The 18,704-nt window shown below is 43.0% G+C and carries 13 protein-coding genes and 1 pseudogene; 6 read left to right on the top strand and 8 right to left on the bottom strand.

The window, feature by feature from the left end; all coding sequences use genetic code 11:
* Positions 1-404 precede the first annotated feature (404 nt).
* The 7 genes from JMY06_RS10580 to JMY06_RS10550 form a co-directional block, all read right to left on the bottom strand.
* Positions 405-1,193: an SDR family NAD(P)-dependent oxidoreductase gene (locus JMY06_RS10580; protein ID WP_201618228.1), complete on the bottom strand. Its 789-nt coding sequence runs from the start codon at positions 1,191-1,193 to the stop codon at positions 405-407.
* A 91-nt stretch (positions 1,194-1,284) separates the two neighbouring features.
* A complete protein-coding gene (locus tag JMY06_RS10575) occupies positions 1,285-2,988 on the bottom strand; it encodes an AMP-binding protein (protein WP_201618227.1) in 1,704 nt (567 codons plus the stop codon).
* A 193-nt stretch (positions 2,989-3,181) separates the two neighbouring features.
* The gene (locus JMY06_RS10570) at positions 3,182-4,303 is read right to left on the bottom strand and encodes a DNA topoisomerase IB (RefSeq protein ID WP_201618238.1); all 1,122 of its coding nucleotides are present in this window, start codon (positions 4,301-4,303) and stop codon (positions 3,182-3,184) included.
* Positions 4,304-4,597: 294 nt separating this feature from the next.
* Positions 4,598-4,882, bottom strand: coding sequence for a pyrimidine/purine nucleoside phosphorylase (locus tag JMY06_RS10565; RefSeq protein WP_201618226.1), 285 nt, complete (start codon positions 4,880-4,882; stop codon positions 4,598-4,600).
* 51 nt (positions 4,883-4,933) lie between these two features.
* Positions 4,934-6,029 (bottom strand): peptide chain release factor 2 gene (prfB, locus tag JMY06_RS10560; protein WP_201618225.1). Its coding sequence is split into 2 segments (ribosomal slippage): positions 4,934-5,956 and positions 5,958-6,029, totalling 1,095 coding nucleotides; the frame shifts between segments, so codons are not numbered across the junction.
* Between the two features lie 126 nt (positions 6,030-6,155).
* Positions 6,156-6,896, bottom strand: coding sequence for an HAD family hydrolase (locus tag JMY06_RS10555; protein WP_201618224.1), 741 nt, complete (start codon positions 6,894-6,896; stop codon positions 6,156-6,158).
* Positions 6,897-6,962: 66 nt separating this feature from the next.
* Positions 6,963-7,499 (bottom strand): gamma carbonic anhydrase family protein, encoded by a 537-nt coding sequence (locus tag JMY06_RS10550; protein WP_201526871.1) that lies wholly within the window; start codon positions 7,497-7,499, stop codon positions 6,963-6,965.
* A 195-nt stretch (positions 7,500-7,694) separates the two neighbouring features.
* On the opposite strand from JMY06_RS10550, the gene JMY06_RS10545 reads away from it, so the two are divergent.
* The 6 genes from JMY06_RS10545 to JMY06_RS10520 all read left to right on the top strand — a co-directional run bounded on the left by JMY06_RS10545 (position 7,695) and on the right by JMY06_RS10520 (position 16,768).
* A complete protein-coding gene (locus tag JMY06_RS10545; RefSeq protein WP_201526873.1) occupies positions 7,695-8,246 on the top strand; it encodes a phosphatase PAP2 family protein in 552 nt (183 codons plus the stop codon).
* Positions 8,247-8,616: 370 nt separating this feature from the next.
* A complete protein-coding gene (gene carA, locus JMY06_RS10540) occupies positions 8,617-9,849 on the top strand; it encodes a glutamine-hydrolyzing carbamoyl-phosphate synthase small subunit (protein WP_201618223.1) in 1,233 nt (410 codons plus the stop codon).
* Between the two features lie 34 nt (positions 9,850-9,883).
* Positions 9,884-10,843 carry a restriction endonuclease gene (locus JMY06_RS10535; protein ID WP_201618222.1) on the top strand — a complete coding sequence of 320 codons (960 nt, stop codon included), beginning with the start codon at positions 9,884-9,886 and terminating at the stop codon, positions 10,841-10,843.
* A 44-nt stretch (positions 10,844-10,887) separates the two neighbouring features.
* Complete coding sequence (gene carB, locus JMY06_RS10530) at positions 10,888-14,151, top strand: carbamoyl-phosphate synthase large subunit (protein WP_201618221.1); 3,264 nt, start codon at positions 10,888-10,890, stop codon at positions 14,149-14,151.
* A gap of 239 nt (positions 14,152-14,390) precedes the next feature.
* A complete protein-coding gene (gene greA / locus JMY06_RS10525; RefSeq protein ID WP_201526903.1) occupies positions 14,391-14,867 on the top strand; it encodes a transcription elongation factor GreA in 477 nt (158 codons plus the stop codon).
* Between the two features lie 575 nt (positions 14,868-15,442).
* The gene (locus JMY06_RS10520) at positions 15,443-16,768 is read left to right on the top strand and encodes a glycosyltransferase (RefSeq protein ID WP_201618220.1); all 1,326 of its coding nucleotides are present in this window, start codon (positions 15,443-15,445) and stop codon (positions 16,766-16,768) included.
* Between the two features lie 125 nt (positions 16,769-16,893).
* Here the strand turns inward: JMY06_RS10520 and JMY06_RS10515 are convergent.
* Positions 16,894-18,335 (bottom strand): annotated as a pseudogene (locus JMY06_RS10515) (APC family permease).
* Positions 18,336-18,704: the final 369 nt, after the last annotated feature.

Genomic DNA, 18,704 nt, shown 5'->3' with positions numbered 1-18,704 from the left:
CGGATTGCTCATAGTGTCAATAATAAATATTTACTTATCAATATAATTAGAAAATATAACTGAACTATTCATTAATGAGCAATCACCCTACCAATAGAAATGATATTAATCATAAGGTATCAACAAGTGTTTTAGAGGAACATTTCAAGAGAAATTACGCAAAGAATAGAGCAAGATATATGAGCTATTTAGTCATAATCTGTCAAAGCATTATGCAGAACTATGTAAGAATTTAATGAATAAATCCAGTTAGTGACAGAATAAATCGTAGCCGGCCTTTTTTGTATAATGGCAGTTATTTTTATATCATTGAGATTAGATAACTAAAATACTAAAAAGACTCTATGACGGTGCAAATTGCACAGTAACAGAGTCTACGTTGGTACTTATTTATCTAGATTTTCTTAGACCATACGAATAGCACCATCCAACCGAATCACTTCGCCATTCAAGTAGCTGTTATCGATGATATGCATGACTAATTTGGCGAATTCATTCGGCGCACCCAAACGTTTAGGATAAGGTATACCAGCCTCTAACTGCTCACGCGCCTTTTCGGGAATACTATTCATCATAGGGGTAGCAAATACCCCAGGGGCAATAGCCATAACGCGAATACCATGACGTGCCAGCTCGCGCGCTAATGGTAATGTCAACCCTACCACACCGGCTTTAGAAGACGCATAACTGGCTTGACCTACTTGACCATCAAAGGCGGCAACAGAGGCAGTATTAATAATAATACCTTGATCGGCATTTTTTTTCGCATCGCCACTATCTTTTGCCGCCGCAACTCGGCGCGCGATACTAGCAGCGACTAAGCGGGCTACGTTAAAGGAGCCGACAAGGTTAATGTTTACACCGCGACTAAATGCATCAAGGTCGGCTGGGTTATTCTCACGATCTAACAGCTTTTGTACGACAGCGATACCAGCGCAGTTAATCGACCCTTGCAAGCCATCAAATGCTTGCTCAGCCAATTTAACAGCAGCTTGTACCTCATCACCACTGGTAACATCACATCGAATGAAGCGTACGTTATTTCCTAGCTCGTCTACCAACGCTTGCCCAGCTGATTCGTTTAAATCAGCGATGACCACATTACCGCCTTGAGCAGTGATACCGCGAACGACCGCTTCGCCTAATCCTGACGCGCCACCAGTCACCAAAAAGCTGTTTTCTTGAATTTGCATAACTTACCCTTAACTATTTATTGTCTAATATTTTAGTTGGCCGTCTATTTTTTAAATTTCTCTATTACAACGTACTGACTGTAAAATATATTTAACTGGCAGACAGACTGCGCAATAAAAAGCGCTGAATTTTGCCACTAGGAGTCTTAGGTAACGCATCAATAAACTCGACCTCACGTGGATAGGCATGAGTAGATAAACGTTCGCGTACTAAATCTTTGATTTGTTGAGCAATCTCATCACTGCCCTCAACGCCGTCTTTGAGCACCACATAAGATTTAATCGTATTCCCACGCACTTCGTCTGGTACGCCTATGGCTGCAGACTCAGCAACGGCGTTATGTTCTAATACGGTATTTTCGACATCGGTTGGACCGACACGGTAGCCGGCAGTCATAATAATGTCATCATCGCGCCCTGAGAACCAGTAGCTGCCATCGTGATGGCGCTCTACAATGTCTCCAGTCAGGTAGTAATCACCGACGAAAGCTTGTTTTTCATTCCAGCTATAGCCACGGAAATAAAAGGCTGGCGACTGACTGACTACGACAGCAAGCTGCCCTTGCTCGCCATCAGGTAATATTTGCATATCATCATCTAATATTACTAGTGTATGCCCTGGCAGCGCCATGCCCATAGAGCCTACTGGTCGCTCATGCTCTAGCGCATGGTGCTCACAACAGATCATGCCAGTCTCAGTCTGTCCATAATGATCAAAGATCTTACAGCCTAAATGACTCTCTACCCAGCCGACAACTCCAGTATTAAGGGTCTCACCTGCTGAGTTGGCACAGCGCAACGACAGTTTGTTGCTACTGTTATTAGAAGCGTCTTTAGAGAGATCTTCGAATACTCCGCTGGATTTCATCATCCGAAATGCGGTTGGTGAAGAGGCCAGATTGGTAATATTGTGACGAACCATAAAATCGCGGGTATTATTGGCATCAAAACCGGCCTCATTAAAACAAGTGGTCCTACCAAGTAATAATGGCCCGGTAATAGCGTAATACAAACCATACGCCCAGCCGGGATCAGCCATATTCCAATAGTTATCAGATTCGCGCAGATCAATAGCATAGCGCATGTATAAATAGAATGCGGGTAATGCCGCTAAAGGCACACTTACGCCTTTGGACTTGCCGACTGTTCCTGAGGTAAACATCTGCAAAAATGGCGCATCAGTGTCTAGCCTAATCGGTTCTATCGTTTGTGGCTGCTTAGCAAGCATCTGAGCATAATTATCATCACCCCAAGCCTGACTGCCGTTTTGACTTCCCACAATAACCATAGTCGTTTGCTGCGCTAAATCTTTAAACTTGTCGCGATTCTCATGATTGGTGAATACGACTTTAGTCTCAGCTTTATCCATACGGTATTTGATAGAATCATAACCAAAAGCGGTAAATAAAGGCTGATATATCGCGCCCAGTCGCCATGTGGCCAACACAACTACCAAGAGCTCAGGCGTTCGGGGCAGCATGGTCGCAACCCGATCTCCCGCCTGCACGCCATAAGACTGTAATAAATTGGCCACTTGCGCGCTGGCATTATCCAACTCGCCAAAGCTCATACGGGTGATGTTGCCAGCGGTATCTTCATGTACTAAGGCGATATCATCCGCGCGTCCATCACGGACATGACGACCACAACAAGCCACATAAGCATTGAGACGGTCGTCTGGGTGGTCGCCAAAGATTTCTTTCAATAAAGAGGCCATATCGAAGTTATTATAATAATCGGCATAGCTTATTGGCGTTTTTGAGGTGTGGGTAGTCGATAAGGTTGAAGATGTCATGAGCTAATCCTTTAGCAATAGAGGTCAAACTGATAAAATAAAGCAGTCATAAAAACAGGTTATATCATATAACTCGTTTTAGCATATTATATTTAAACTTATCTATTAATAGCGTACTTTCATATTTACTTCAATACATAACGTATCATTTTTAAGGTTAGCACTGCAATAGTCGACCAGCTTTAACTTACTATTACAACGCGCTTAAAAATCCAAGTAGCGCTTTCTCTTCACAACTTTGATATTTTTTAGTGCGACCGCGACGTGCTTGTTTATAAGACTCAAAGAACTGTCCGGCTAAAAACTTCTCAATAATAACTGGGTTAATATAAGAAGCGCGACACACGGTAGGCGTATTACCCAGCTCGTCAGCGACATTTTTGACCATTTCTGTTACCAATGCTTGGCGCTCGCGACTGTCCGGCGCACTTGCCAAAACCTCCTCTCCTGCGGGCGTTTGTAGCTCATCATACAAATAGCCGGCTGCAAGCACACTTGCCATCCAGGTACGAAAGTCTTTAGCACTATATAGTTTCGCATTACCGCTGCCATCATTAATGCCATCGCTACTATTACTGTTTTTACTGCTATCCACGCAACTATTAGCCCGTATATAGTCATTGATATCCGCACTATCCACGACTTGCTTATTACCTTTTTCATCTAAGTATTTGAAGATCTGATAGCCGGGTAGCTCTGAGCAAGCTTGCACAATGTCAATTAAGCGCTCATCTTGCAATTCGATATGATGAGATTTAGCGCTTTTACCGACAAAGTCAAAAGCTAGGCCATTATCGATTTCACTGACATGCTTACTGCGTAGGGTGCTCAGCCCATAGCTTTTATTCAGCTTGGCATAACGACTATTACCTACACGGATTAGAGTCGTCTCTAATAATTTGACTACAGCAGCAAGCACATTAGCGCGTGACAATGGCTTAGCACCCAAATCCTGCTCAACCTGCGCCCGCAATGTCGGTAGCGCTTGTGCAAATCCTATCATGGCATCAAACTTAGCTTGGTCACGCACATCGTCCCACAGCGGATGATACAAGTACTGCTTTCGTGCCTTGTCGTCACGACCTGTTGCTTGCAAATGGCCGTTATCATCACGGCAAATCCAGACCTCTGACCACATCGGCGGAATAACGAGCGCATCAAAACGCTGACGCAGCACTTTATCCTTAACGGTCTTACCGACGACGTCGCGATAAGTAAAGCCGCGGCCCCAACGTATACGCGTATAACCAGGTTCATCGTCGCTCACGTAGCGTAGATTGGCACGCTGAGCTAAATGCTCATAATCATGACGCATATCTCCGCTAGTAGAGCCAGAAGCATTTGATTGGGAAGGTGATCGGATATTCTTTTGTTTGGCCATAAAATGGTGTGCCTTTACCTAATAGCTGCCTTGAAGACTGCGTCTCCTGTCTTATCATAAATACAAACCACTATTTTTGCTGTTCGTTTGGCGCAGATAATGTGTAATGCTGTGTAAAAACGCGCTACGTTAATAAAAACATCACCATAAAAAAACGCCAAGCATTAAATACTTGGCGTTTTTCATCATTTAACTTTAATTTTAAGAAAACACTACTTACCGTGAATGTTACTGCCCGTAAACACACAGATAAGCACTTTCCACCTCAACTTTAACATTGAATTTTTTCTGAGCTTCAATGGTGAATTGTTGACTGGCATTAAAGGTTTGCCATTCGTCACTTTCTGGTAATTTGACGGTTAATGCCCCACTAACGACGGTCATAGTCTCAAACTCACTGGTACCAAATTCGTATTCGCCAATTGACATTACACCAACGGTTGCAGGCTTAGTCGAAGTTTGAAAGGCAATAGAGGTAACTTTATCATCAAAATACTGATTTACGCTTGGCATAACTTTCCCTTAAATTATTTTTAATTGATTTTAAAAGATATATTTCAATACTTATAGACCGGCCTTAAGACTGGCTTCAATAAACTGGTCAAGGTCGCCATCAAGCACCGCGCCCGTATTAAAGGTTTCAACACCGGTACGCAAATCTTTAATGCGTGAGTCATCAAGTACGTATGAACGAATCTGACTGCCCCAACCGACGTCGGACTTGTTATCCTCGACTGCTTGCTGCTTCTCCATGCGTTTTTGCATCTCAAGCTCATACAGCTTTGCACGCAGCATTTTCATAGCTGTCGCTTTGTTGCCGTGCTGGCTACGCTCGTTTTGACAGGTCACTACGACACCAGTAGGCTCATGGGTAATACGAACGGCTGAGTCGGTAGTATTGACATGCTGACCACCTGCGCCAGATGAGCGGTAAGTATCGATCCGTAAATCAGCCGGATTGATATCAATGTCAATATCGTCGTCAATCTCGGCCGAGATAAATACGCCAGCGAATGAGGTATGACGGCCATTATTACTGTCAAATGGCGACTTACGCACTAAGCGATGCACGCCAGTCTCGGTACGTAGCCAACCAAAGGCATAATCGCCTTTAATGGCAATGGTCGCGGACTTAATACCCGCAACCCCGCCTGATGAAACCTCAATCACTTCAACCTTAAAGTTGTGCGCTTCCGCCCAGCGCGTATACATACGCAGTAGCATCTCCGCCCAATCTTGGGCTTCGGTGCCACCACTGCCCGACTGAATATCCAAGTAGCAATTGTTCGGGTCCATCTCACCACTGAACATTCGGCGGAACTCTAAATCCGCCACCCGCTTCTCAGCATTATCCAGCTCAACTTGTACGTCCGCCAGTAGTGATTCATCATCCTCTTCTACTGCTAAATCCAGCATCGCAGACGCATCTTCTAAGATGGTCTCAAGAGAGACGACCACATCAATAACACTATCAAGATGGCTTTTTTCCTTATTAATTTTGGTCGCGCGCTCAGGATCATTCCATAGTTCGGGGTTCTCTAACTCTAAGTTGACTTCTTCTAGGCGTTCTTGCTTGCCATCAAAGTCAAAGATACCTCCGCAAGTCCTGTCCACGCTCGGCGAGGTCTTTTATTTTTTCTTGATACGGATTGATTTCCATAAATATTCCTGTATTAACAATTAAAAGATTTAGCATTTACTGCTTAGTTTATATGGTGATATTTTAAACCAAGTTAAAGCTAAGTGTGTCACTAAAAATTATACTGCCCAAACTAAACTTGGCAAACTATATCGACCAATCTTCTACTGCCCAGCGATGCGCTAACGCATGAGCATGTAAGGCATCATCGGGCGACACACAAACGGCCACATCTGCCCACTCAAGCAACGGAATATCATTTTTAGAATCCGAATAAGCATAGGTTTTCTCAAAGCTAATGCCCCCTACTTGCTGTTTATCAATCCATTTATCCAAATGATAAATCTTACCTTCTTTAAAGTTAGGCTTATCGGTTAATTTACCGGTATAGCGCTCGTCTTTAATCTCCAGCGGCGTCGCCAACACATTGGCTTCCTCAACCCCAAAACGTTCAGCGATGGCAGATACGACAAAGTCATTCGTCGCAGAGATTATCACCACATCGTGACCTAATTCTAAATGCTCACGCAGCACTGATAAAGCTTTTGGACGTATATGGGGATCAATCTCAGATTTAATATAATCTTCGCGCAACTCGTGTAGACGCGTTAGTGGCAAAGTCGTCAAAAACTGTGCAACAAACTCATTATACTCCGTCGCATCCAGCGTACCTTCAATATAATCTTGATAAAACTTCTGATTAGCCGTTCGGTACTGGGCTTCATCGACCAGCCCTTTATTGACAATATATTCGCCCCATAAATAATCACTATCGACATCAAGTAAGGTATGGTCTAAATCAAATAGTGCTAAGGTGCGAGGCGACTTTTCTGTATTAACAGAAGACGTATTAGAATTAATATTTGAATTGAGTACAGGCGTGCTCATATTAAAAATCTCATTAATAATGAATAAGAAGATAATGCATAAGGACTGATAATGCCAAAGACTAAACTATTCTGGTTGCTCAACTTCTAGCATGCCAGTTTTAAATTTCTGACAACGCGCTGCATAATGAAGCGCAGACTCTTTAATCATCGCCGCTTGCTCATCGGTTAAAGTTTTGATTACTTTAGCTGGCGCACCAACTACCAATGAATTATCTGGTATAACTTTGCCTTCGGTAACCAACGCCTTTGCACCAATAATACAGTTCTTACCAATTTTGACATTATTAAGCACTACCGCGCCAATACCAATTAAGCTGTTATCACCAACTTCGCAGCCGTGTAGCATCGCCAAATGACCAATAGTAACGTAATCACCAATCTTGACCTCGATACCTTCATCAGTATGAATAACGCTGTTTTCTTGTACGTTGCTATAATCACCGATATAAATGCGCTCATTGTCACCGCGAATCACTGCGCCAAACCAAACACTGGCTTGATGCCCTAAATAGACATCACCAATTACTCTTGCAGAATCGGCAACCCAGCCATTAAAAGGTACAGCAAACTCGGGTACTTTGTCTAAATATTGATAAATCATGGTCTGTCCTTAGTAGTTGTTGATAAATATTTCTTGATAGGTAGTATTTATTAGTGAGTAGCTTTTAGTAGTAGCTCGTGATAAATAGCTATTAATGATTAGGAGTAATTTTTAATAAAAGATAATCCATTATAAAAAACAATATAGACTTTATAGTACAATCGCCCAAATATAACCATTTTAAGGAATAAAACAATGAACGGCAAAGGATATGCATCTTTACTCTTATTGTCGAGTAGCTTGATGGTAGTTAATCCTACTTATGCCTCTAATAGCACCGGTATTGAAAAAGCGGGAGATATTATTGCGATAGCCATACCCACTATTGCTTACGGTAGCACATATTATATGAATGATAAATCTGGACGGCAGCAATTTTATCAAGCGTTCGGTACTAATCTCGCGGTGACCTATGCGCTAAAAGCAACTATTGATAAGGAGAGGCCAAATGGTAGCGACAATAAATCATTTCCATCAAGCCATACCTCAGTCGCCTTTCAAGGGGCCAGCTTTATCCATAAACGTTATGGCTTAAAATATAGTATTCCCGCTTATATCGGGGCAGGTCTTGTGGCCTACAGTCGCTTAGAGACCGACGAGCATGATGCGGTTGATGTATTGGCAGGGGCAGCACTGGGTATTGCCAGTAGTATGTATCTCACCAAAAGCTATAATGACCAACTGTATATCGCACCTTCATTAGCACCAGATTATTACGGTTTATCAGTGCATTATCAATTTAAATAGCTTCAAGACGGTTAAGCTAACCCTAGCCTACAATTTAAAATAGCTGTTTAATTTAAATTACTCCTTAACAACCTACTTAACAAATTGCCACTATCCCCCAGAATCGGCTGGCTATTTGTGCGCTTATTGTATATAATGCGCAAAATCTGTGCCTAAGCGAGCGGACATGATGCGATTTACTCATTCACTATCTAGTGGGTTTTGTAGTTCTCATTGATGATGTCTTCTCGCTTTTTTGTGGGAAATTTTTGTGTTTAGCCCTTTTTTATTCTTATCTAGCAGCAGTTATAAGGATATAAATAGCAACTATAGATAAATATTTATACCGACAAAACATTGTGGCACTCACTAATAACAGCGGAGGCAACCCTTGAATTCATCGGCAGAAATACAAGCAATTTTGGCACTAGCAGACGGTACGATTTTTCGCGGTGTGAGTATCGGTAGCCTTGGTCATCGTGTCGGTGAGGTGGTATTTAATACAGCCATGACAGGGTATCAAGAAATCCTTACTGACCCCAGCTACGCTCGTCAGTTGGTTACGCTAACCTATCCGCACATCGGCAATACCGGTACTAATTCTGAAGATGCTGAATCGGGCAATAACCATCAAATATGGGCAGAAGGCCTAATCATTCGTGACTCAACGATGGTCACTTCAAGCTTCCGTAACTCTGAGTCATTGACCGACTACTTAAAGCGTAACGATACAGTCGCTATCGCTGAAATTGATACCCGCCAGCTTACTCGTTTATTACGTGACAAAGGCGCACAGAATGGCTGTATCATGACTGCCTCCAACGGTGAGACTATCAGCACTGATGATGAGCAACAAGCGATTAAACTAGCACAAGAATTCGCTGGTATTGCCGGTATGGACTTAGCTAAAGAATGCTGTAACCCTGATGGCTTTGAATGGACAGAGGGTACGTGGGAGTTGTCAGATACTCTACTTAATCGTGACATAGCTGGTAGCCATGATAGCGGTACGGGTGGCTTCTTTAAGGAATTGAACACTCATATTGACGCAAAATATAACGTTGTCGCTTACGACTTCGGTAGCAAAACCAATATCCTACGCATGCTCGTTGACCGTGGTTGCCATGTGACTGTAGTCCCTGCACAAACGCCTATTGGAGATGTGCTTGCGATGAACCCAGACGGTATTTTCTTGTCCAATGGCCCTGGTGACCCAGCAGCTTGTGGTTATGCTATTGATAGCGTCCGTCATATTATTGAAGAAACCGACATTCCAACCTTTGGCATTTGCTTAGGTCATCAGCTGATTGGTCTTGCCAGCGGCGCGAGTACTATTAAAATGAAGACCGGGCATCATGGTGCCAACCATCCAGTACAAGATTTAGCAACCAGCACCGTCATGATTACCAGTCAGAATCACGGCTTTGCGGTTGACGAAGACACGTTACCTAATAATGTAAAAGCCACCCATCGCTCATTATTTGATGGTTCTAACCAAGGTATCGAGCTAACCAATAAGCCAGTATTTAGCTTCCAGGGTCATCCAGAAGCCAGCCCAGGGCCGCACGATTGTGCGCCATTGTTTGATAAGTTTGCAATGTTGATGGATAAGGCGAAACGATAAAGATGACCATTCCACATAAGGCGAAACGATAAAGATGACCATTCCACATTTTGATGACTTAAGAAAACCCATATTAATGCTTTCAAGTGACGGCGAAGTATGGAAAAAATCAAAATTTACCGAACCTTTGATAAAGCATTTTAATCTTACTGATGAAGAAGCGTCAAAGGAATATGAATCAGGTAATGGACTTATTTTTGTTGATAGAATTTCTTGGGCATTGAGTTATTTTGCCCTTACAGGAATATTAGATAGACCTAAAAGAGGTTACTACGTCCTCAGCTCTTTAGGAAAATCTTTTTTAGATAAAACTAATGAAGAAATCAACGTTTTCGTTAAGCAACAAATGGCAGAAAGACAAGCAGAAAAGTTAAGCAACACTGAATTAGGTCAAAATGTTCAAAAAAACAATATTAATCAGAGTATCAACACACCGCAAGAACAACTTTATGCGTCTTACGAAACCATTCGTCAAGAAACCTATGAAGAGATACTAGATACCATTTTAACCAAAACACCTATGGCTTTTGAGCGTCTGGTTGTTGAGTTATTGCAAAAAATGGGTTATGGCGGTGCCGTTGAAAAGGCAGGACGAGTAACGCAGTATGCTAAAGACGGTGGTATTGATGGTGAAATCTATGAAGACGTATTGGGCTTAGGGCGAATACATATTCAGGCAAAACGCTATCAAAAAAGCAATACTATTGGTCGTCCTGATATTCAAAGTTTTGCTGGTGCTTTATTGGGCGATAATGCAAACAAAGGTGTCTTTATTACCACCTCAAAATTTTCCGCTGATGCCATCGCTTACGCCCAAAATCTATCAAATGCAAGAATTGTTTTAATAGATGGTCAAAAACTGGCTGAATATATTTACAAGTACGGATTGGGTGTACAGGTTGAACAAACCATTAGCATAAAGAAGCTTGATACCGATTATTGGGATAATATTCCTGATGACATCAGTTCAACTATGACCAACCTTCCTATATAGCTTTGTATTAAATTCATAACATATAAATTTAAAAGGTCTTAATTATGCCAAAACGTACCGACATAAAAAGCATTCTTATCATTGGCGCAGGCCCTATCGTCATCGGTCAAGCGTGCGAGTTTGACTATTCAGGCGCACAGGCGTGTAAAGCGCTGAAAGAAGAAGGCTACCGTGTCATCTTGGTCAACTCCAACCCTGCTACCATCATGACTGACCCAGCGATGGCCGACGCCACTTATATCGAACCGATTACATGGCAGACGGTTGAGCAAATCATCGCTAAAGAACGTCCTGATGCCATCTTGCCAACCATGGGCGGACAAACCGCACTGAACTGTGCCTTAGAGTTGGATAAGCACGGCGTCTTGACTAAGTACAATTGCGAATTAATTGGCGCAACCAAAGATTCGATTGAGATGGCAGAAGACCGCAATTTATTTGATAAAGCAATGAAGCGTATTGGCCTTGAATGTCCACGTGCCGAAACTGCTGAAACCATGGAAGAGGCCTTTATCACCCAAGAGAAAATGGGCTATCCGTGTATCATTCGTCCATCGTTCACCATGGGTGGCTCAGGTGGCGGTATCGCGTACAACCGTGATGAGTTTATTGAGATTTGCGAGCGCGGCTTTGACTTATCGCCTAACCATCAGCTGCTCATCGATGAGTCATTGATTGGTTGGAAAGAATACGAGATGGAAGTGGTTCGTGACAAAAACGACAACTGTATCATCATCTGCGCCATTGAAAACTTTGACCCCATGGGCGTGCATACGGGTGACTCAATTACTGTCGCGCCAGCACAAACTCTGACCGATAAAGAATACCAAGTCATGCGTAATGCCTCATTGGCTGTACTACGCGAGATTGGGGTTGAAACGGGCGGCTCCAACGTCCAGTTCGGTATCGATCCTGAAACTGGTCGTATGGTCGTCATCGAGATGAACCCACGCGTATCGCGCTCATCAGCATTAGCCTCAAAAGCAACTGGTTTCCCGATTGCAAAAATCGCTGCCAAACTGGCCGTCGGTTATACGCTAGATGAATTACAAAATGATATCACGGGTGGTAAAACACCCGCCAGCTTTGAGCCTGCGCTGGATTATGTCGTTACTAAGATTCCTCGCTTTAACTTTGAAAAATTCCCACAAGCGGATAACGTCTTATCGACGCAGATGAAGTCCGTTGGTGAAGTCATGGCGATCGGCCGTAACTTCCAAGAGTCGATGCAAAAAGCCTTACGTGGTATGGAAACCGGCGCGGATGGTTTTGATGAGCAAATTGACTTATCACAAGTGCCTGCTGATAAAGCACGCAGTGAGATTACCAATCGTCTGACCATCCCAACGCCTGAGCGTATCTACTATGTGGCGGATGCTTTTCGCATTGGTATGACGGTCGATGAAGTGTTTAACTTTACCAAAATTGACCCTTGGTTCTTGGTACAAATCGAAGATATCGTTAAAACTGAAGCGACTGTCAAGGCGCTAGGCTTTGGTGGTTTAACTGAGAAGAACTTACGTAGCTTTAAGCGTAAAGGTTTATCAGATTTACGCTTGGCTAAACTACTTGGCATCTCACAAAAGCAATTGCGCACTAAGCGTTGGGATTTGGGCATTCATCCTGTCTATAAGCGCGTCGATACTTGCGCGGCAGAATTTGAAACCAGTACCGCTTATATGTATTCCACTTATGACAATGAGTGTGAAGCCAATCCAACCGATAACAAAAAAATCATGGTTATCGGTAGCGGTCCTAACCGTATCGGCCAAGGTATCGAGTTCGACTATTGCTGTGTGCATGCTGCACTCGCTATGCGCGAAGACGGTTACGAGACCATTATGGTCAACTGTAACCCTGAAACCGTTTCAACCGATTATGACATCTCAGATCGTCTATACTTTGAGCCAATTACCTTAGAAGACGTGTTAGAAATCGTACGTATTGAGCAGCCTGACGGCGTTATCGTGCAGTTCGGTGGACAAACTCCATTGAAACTTGCCCGCGCCCTTGAAGCCGCTGGCGTCAGAATCATCGGTACTAGCCCTGATGCGATTGACCGCGCTGAAGACCGTGAACGCTTCCAGCATATGATTCAGCAGTTAAATCTTATCCAACCGACTAACGCCTTAGCGACTAGCTTAGAAGATGGTTTGGTTAAAGCCAATGACGTTGGTTATCCATTGGTTGTACGCCCTTCATACGTTCTCGGTGGTCGCGCGATGGAAATCGTCTATAACGAAGATGAGTTAAGACATTATTTGCGTACCGCAGTACAAGCGTCGAATGAAGCACCGGTATTGCTTGACCGCTTCTTAGATGATGCCATTGAGGTCGATGTTGATTGTATCTGCGATGGCACGGATGTGGTGATTGGCGGTATCATGCAACATATCGAACAAGCCGGTGTCCACTCTGGTGACTCAGCCTGTTCACTACCGCCATATTCATTATCAGAAGAATTATGTGATGTGATGCGCGCACAAACCGTCGCTATGGCAAAAGAGCTTGGTGTTATTGGCCTAATGAACGTCCAGTTTGCGGTAAAAGGCGAAACGGTTTATATTTTAGAGGTGAACCCACGTGCCGCGCGTACCGTGCCTTTCGTTTCTAAATGTATCGGTACTTCATTAGCAAAAGTTGCTGCCCGCTGTATGGCAGGTACTTCGCTAAAAGATCAGGGATTTACTACAGAAATCGTCCCTGCATTTTTTGCGGTAAAAGAAGCGGTATTCCCGTTTGCTAAATTCCCTGGTGTCGATCCTATTTTGAGCCCTGAGATGAAATCAACGGGTGAAGTCATGGGCGTGGGTAAAACCTTTGGCGAAGCTTTTTATAAAGCCGTTATTGGCAGTAATGAGCGCTTGCCAGGCTTACCGACTGAAGGCGAAACCAAAACCGTCTTTATCTCAGTTCGTGATAGCGATAAAGAACAAGTCATTCCTATCGCTCGTCAGTTAATCGACTTTGGCTTTAATATTGTCGCGACCACTGGCACGCAAAAGGTGTTAGCGGAAAACGGTATTGAGTGCAAGCAAATCAATAAAGTTACCGAAGGCCGTCCACATATCGTTGATGCCCTAAAAAATGGTAAAATAGACCTTATCATTAACACCACCGAAGGTAAGCAGGCACAGGAGGATTCGTTCTCTATTCGCCGTAGTGCACTGCAAGGTAAAGTATTCTATGTCACTACCTTAGGTGCTGCTGACGCGGTCTGTAAATCTTATGCCATCGACCTACCATTCGATGTGTACAAACTACAAGATTTGCATGAGCAAGCAAAGGCGCTTGACGCCGCTGAATAAATTCAGTAAATTAAGCATAACAGTAACGACTTAAAATATAGAATACTAAAAAGCATAGTGGCAGTTTAGCCACTATGCTTTTTAGTATTCTATATTTCTAGAACCTTATGATTTTTAGTGCTTTATAATTTCATAACCTGAGCTTAACGCCACCCTTTTTATATTTCAACCCCGTTATAATAACGCCAACACCATCTCATTATGAGGTGGTGTGATGTTATTGGTTTAAGGAAAAAAACATGCAACGTTATCCCATGACTCCGCAAGGACATGCGGCTTTAGAAGCCGAGCTAAAACAACTAAAAACTATCGACCGTCCACGTATCACAGCCTCTATCGCTGAAGCACGTGAACATGGCGACTTAAAAGAAAATGCTGAATATCATGCCGCCCGTGAGCAGCAAGGTTTTTGTGAAGCGCGCATCCGTGACATCGAAGCCAAACTTGGCGGCGCTCAAGTGATAGATATCACTACTTTACCGAAAGAAGGTCGGATAGTATTTGGCGTGACCGTAGTCATTGAAAACATGGATACCGAAGAAGAGAAACGCTATCAAATCGTGGGTGACGATGAAGCTGACTTTAAAGGTGGCAAAATCTCTGTTAACTCACCTATCGCTCGTGGTCTGATTGGTAAATATAAAGGGGATGAAGCCCGTATTGAAACCCCAAGAGGCGTGGTCGAGTACGAAATTATGGAAGTAATTTACGGATGATATCACGGTATATCATATGTTCTAATAACGGACTGTATTGATAGAAATAGATACTCAAAACTCTATAAGCGACACAATATATCTTTAATACTTATTTCTTTTGCGCACAATCATTTTGTGTAAATAGTTGTTTGGTATAGAGTATTCAGCATCTTGTAAATAATAATGACAATAGCTGCATGGTTGGCTGTCATCAGTATCTATGCCTCCGCGATTTGCCATGTCACATAGTGGGGGTTTTGCTTATTTAGGCATTACTCGAAGTTAATTGCTATTACTTCTTACTGCTTTAAAGGAATCTATTACGACCTTGAAACTTAATATACCAACCGCGCTTGTCACTGTGAAAAAACTTCCATTGCGACGGTTGTTGCTTATGACCTCGTCGAACCGGAGTCGTCATTTTTGGACTTAGATGGCGACCCAAAGCTCGCTTGAACATTTGCAAAGACGTCGTTAGTTTTATTTATTATCCCTCTTTATTTATGGTATCTAATTAATCTTCAAGGTTGAGTTTTGACCGCTTTTAACTGACAATAGCAGCTTGATATTATTAAACGGTGGCCCCCACTATTATGATAGTTATGCGCTTATTGTCCTCCTTAAAACATGATGAATCCGAACGTGGTATCTTTCATTTGGGGCGCGCGTTGGTTAAAAATGGCCATACCTCTATTATTGTCTCCAGCGCCGATGATGATAACGAGCTGGTCAAACGTCTAGAGCGTGACGGCAATCTATATCATCAGCTATACATGAATAAAAAGTCTTGGCTATCGCTGTTACAGATTGCACCATTACGGCATCTTATTGAACAATATGATCCCGACATCATTCATCTCCATTCTCGAACGCCGGCATGGATATTGCATCTGGCGCTACGCCGTGCTCGGGTCAAACGCCCACCGAAATTGGTCTCGACCATGTACGGCTTTTATCCCATTAATAAGTACTCGCAAGCGCTACTCGATGTCGATACCATTATTACTGTATCTGATAGTGTCACCAACTATCTAAAAAAAGGGCTGCGCCGTGAGGCTATTAGTCCTAAGATCATCAAGCGTATCTACCGTGGTATTGATACCCGACGTTATCCATACCGACATAACCCATCGGTATACTGGTTGCGGCGTACCTTTGCTGAATATCCTGAGCTAGAGCATAAGAAATGGCTGGTGTTTCCAACAATTATCGGTAATGAATACGGACAAGAATGGCTGATTGATATATTGGGCAATCTGCAAGAGCAATTCCCTAATATTCATGCCATTATTATGGATGAAGACCATAAAGACGGCGATGTGGCGCACGAGGACTTTCGTCAGCGTAGCACTGCTCTTGGTCTGAATGAACACATCACTTATGTCGGTAGCAAGCGTGATGACATGCGCGAGTGGCTATCCGCGGCGAATATCGTTATGGCACTTGCTAATCAGCCAGAATCTATTGGCATTAATGCCCTGCAAGCTATTCATTTGGGCACGCCAGTGATCGGCTGGGATCAAGCCGCCTTTAGTGAAATTTTGCAGCCGCTATATCCTCAAGGACTGGTCAAAAAATATAATGCCCATGCGTTATGTAAGGCTGTGAGAAACCAGCTGGAAAGCGTCACGCGTCCCAATATGACCGATCAATTTACGATGCGAGAAATGATTAAAGAGACCCTTGCCGTCTATCAAAACTTATATGAGATAGCATCAGATGAGGAACAAGTAAAAAAAGCGGCACGTATACTTAAAAAACCGCTTAAACCAATGCTTAACTATGCCGTAGATCCTGCGCTTAAACTGTCTACAGATTCTGCGACTAAACTACCTGCTGCTAAGGTGGCTAAAGGTAAAAATGCCCCTGTATCAACTATAAAAGAAAAGCCTACCAAAAAAGCGATACATAAAGACTGACAATAGAGTCAATTAATACGCTATTAAAAGACTTATTCTATAAATTTATGAATAAAAAAGCCTAACGTTTTAATGTTAGGCTTTTTTATTGAACCTATCTTTTTCTATCCCATCCTAAAATATTTTTACTTTTTAGGCGGATTGTCTTTTAACCACAGCTGATTAACGATTTTTAACTCACGTAATTCTTCTGCCATAATCGAGTCACTTATACCAGGATATTTAATAATTGCATAACCATATAGCGCAAGACCAAGTGCTGACCAGCCAAAGAATATCCACCACTCAATAGCAGCAAGTGCAGACGGCATACCTGGCATATACAATGCGAGCAAACCGAAGCCCAAAGCGATTGTTACCATGCCCACAAGCTTACCTGCTGGTACTTTAAACGGACGTACCATATCAGGTTCACGGTAGCGTAGTACTAAGAAAGAGATAGCGACACAAGTATAAGCGATAACAATACCAAAACCGCCCGCGTCAACAATCCAGACCAGCATTTTACGACCGAATAATGGTGCTAGGGTCGCAAGGCCACCGATAAGCAAAATGGCATTCTTTGGAGTATTATATTTGGGTGCAGTTTACCCAAAAACGCTGGCAGCATGTGTGCTCTTGACATGGCATACAATAGACGACTACCCCCAATCAAGAACGCATTCCAGCTAGATAGAATACCCAGTACGCCACCAATTACTAATAAGATACCTGCCCACTTACCTTGCCACGCATTGGTCATCGCATCAGCGGTTGCTAAGGTTGAGCCTTGTGCTTCTATCAACGGCAACGTACGACCCACACTCCATGCCACACCGACATACCACATCACTGCAATAATAATGGAGATAATCAAGAACTTACCAATATTAGGACGGGTAAGATCAATCTCTTCTGCTGCTTGCGGAATAACGTCAAAGCCAACAGACATAAACGGTACCATGACGATAACCGTCATCATGCCACCGATACCACCGATAAACGCTGGCGCTTGTACCGCAGTTGAAGTAGCAGGGTTATATAGTACCGCACCAATAAATAGCAAAGTACCGACGAACAAAATACCCAGTACTGCTGTTTTTTGGAACCAAGCGCTGACTTCCATACCTCGAATATTCAGCCAAGTCACAATCACTGAGCCGAGCATACCCACCCCGACCCAAGTGGCATAAACATCCCAACCGGCGATAGTCCATAAATAATCTTGGTTATAGTTGGGAATGAAGTATTCGACTACCGTGGGTAGTGCCACGGCTTCGAAAGCCACTACTGAGAAGTAACCGAATAGAATACTCCACGAGCAAATAAAGGAGACAGTAACCCCCAGAGCACGATAGGTATAAGTGTGCTCACCGCCAGTGACCGGCATCGATGAGGCCAACTCAGCATAGTTAACCCCAATCATAATGACTGCTAAACCACCGATCATGAACGCTAACATCGAGCCCCATGTCCCTGCCGCGATAATCCAATCGCCCGCTAAGACTACCCAGCCCCAACCGACCATAGCGCCAAAATCTAGGGCAATGATGTCAAACATACCTAACGATTTTTTTAATCCAGACATAACTCACTCCTTGTCCGTGTGTCATCCTTGATGATTCAGCCCGCGTTTAATGACTGAGCTCAATCTCTATTCATGTGAGCGATGTCCATTATAGTTATCATTTTATAAAAAAATTAATAATAAGGATTCACTTAATCTAAATTACCTCCTCACTTCTTAATCATTATTATTAATTTTTTAAGATCCTTCTACAAATATGAATGCTAGAAACAACAACGGCGTCTTGTCGTGCAAGGCACCGTTATTAGATATTAACCTAGAGCATGATGCTCAAGAATGGCCTTGCATTTACATGAGCTATGCTGAAGAAACCGTAGAGATAAACTTGGTAAACTAACGACTCGACAAGGAGTTTACCATGACCAAGAA

Origin of the sequence: Psychrobacter urativorans (genome assembly GCF_904846675.1) — a bacterium.
GTDB classification, from domain to species: Bacteria; Pseudomonadota; Gammaproteobacteria; order Pseudomonadales; family Moraxellaceae; genus Psychrobacter; species Psychrobacter urativorans_B.
Note: the sequence above shows the minus strand (reverse complement) of the source record. Positions and strands in the feature narration are given on the sequence as shown.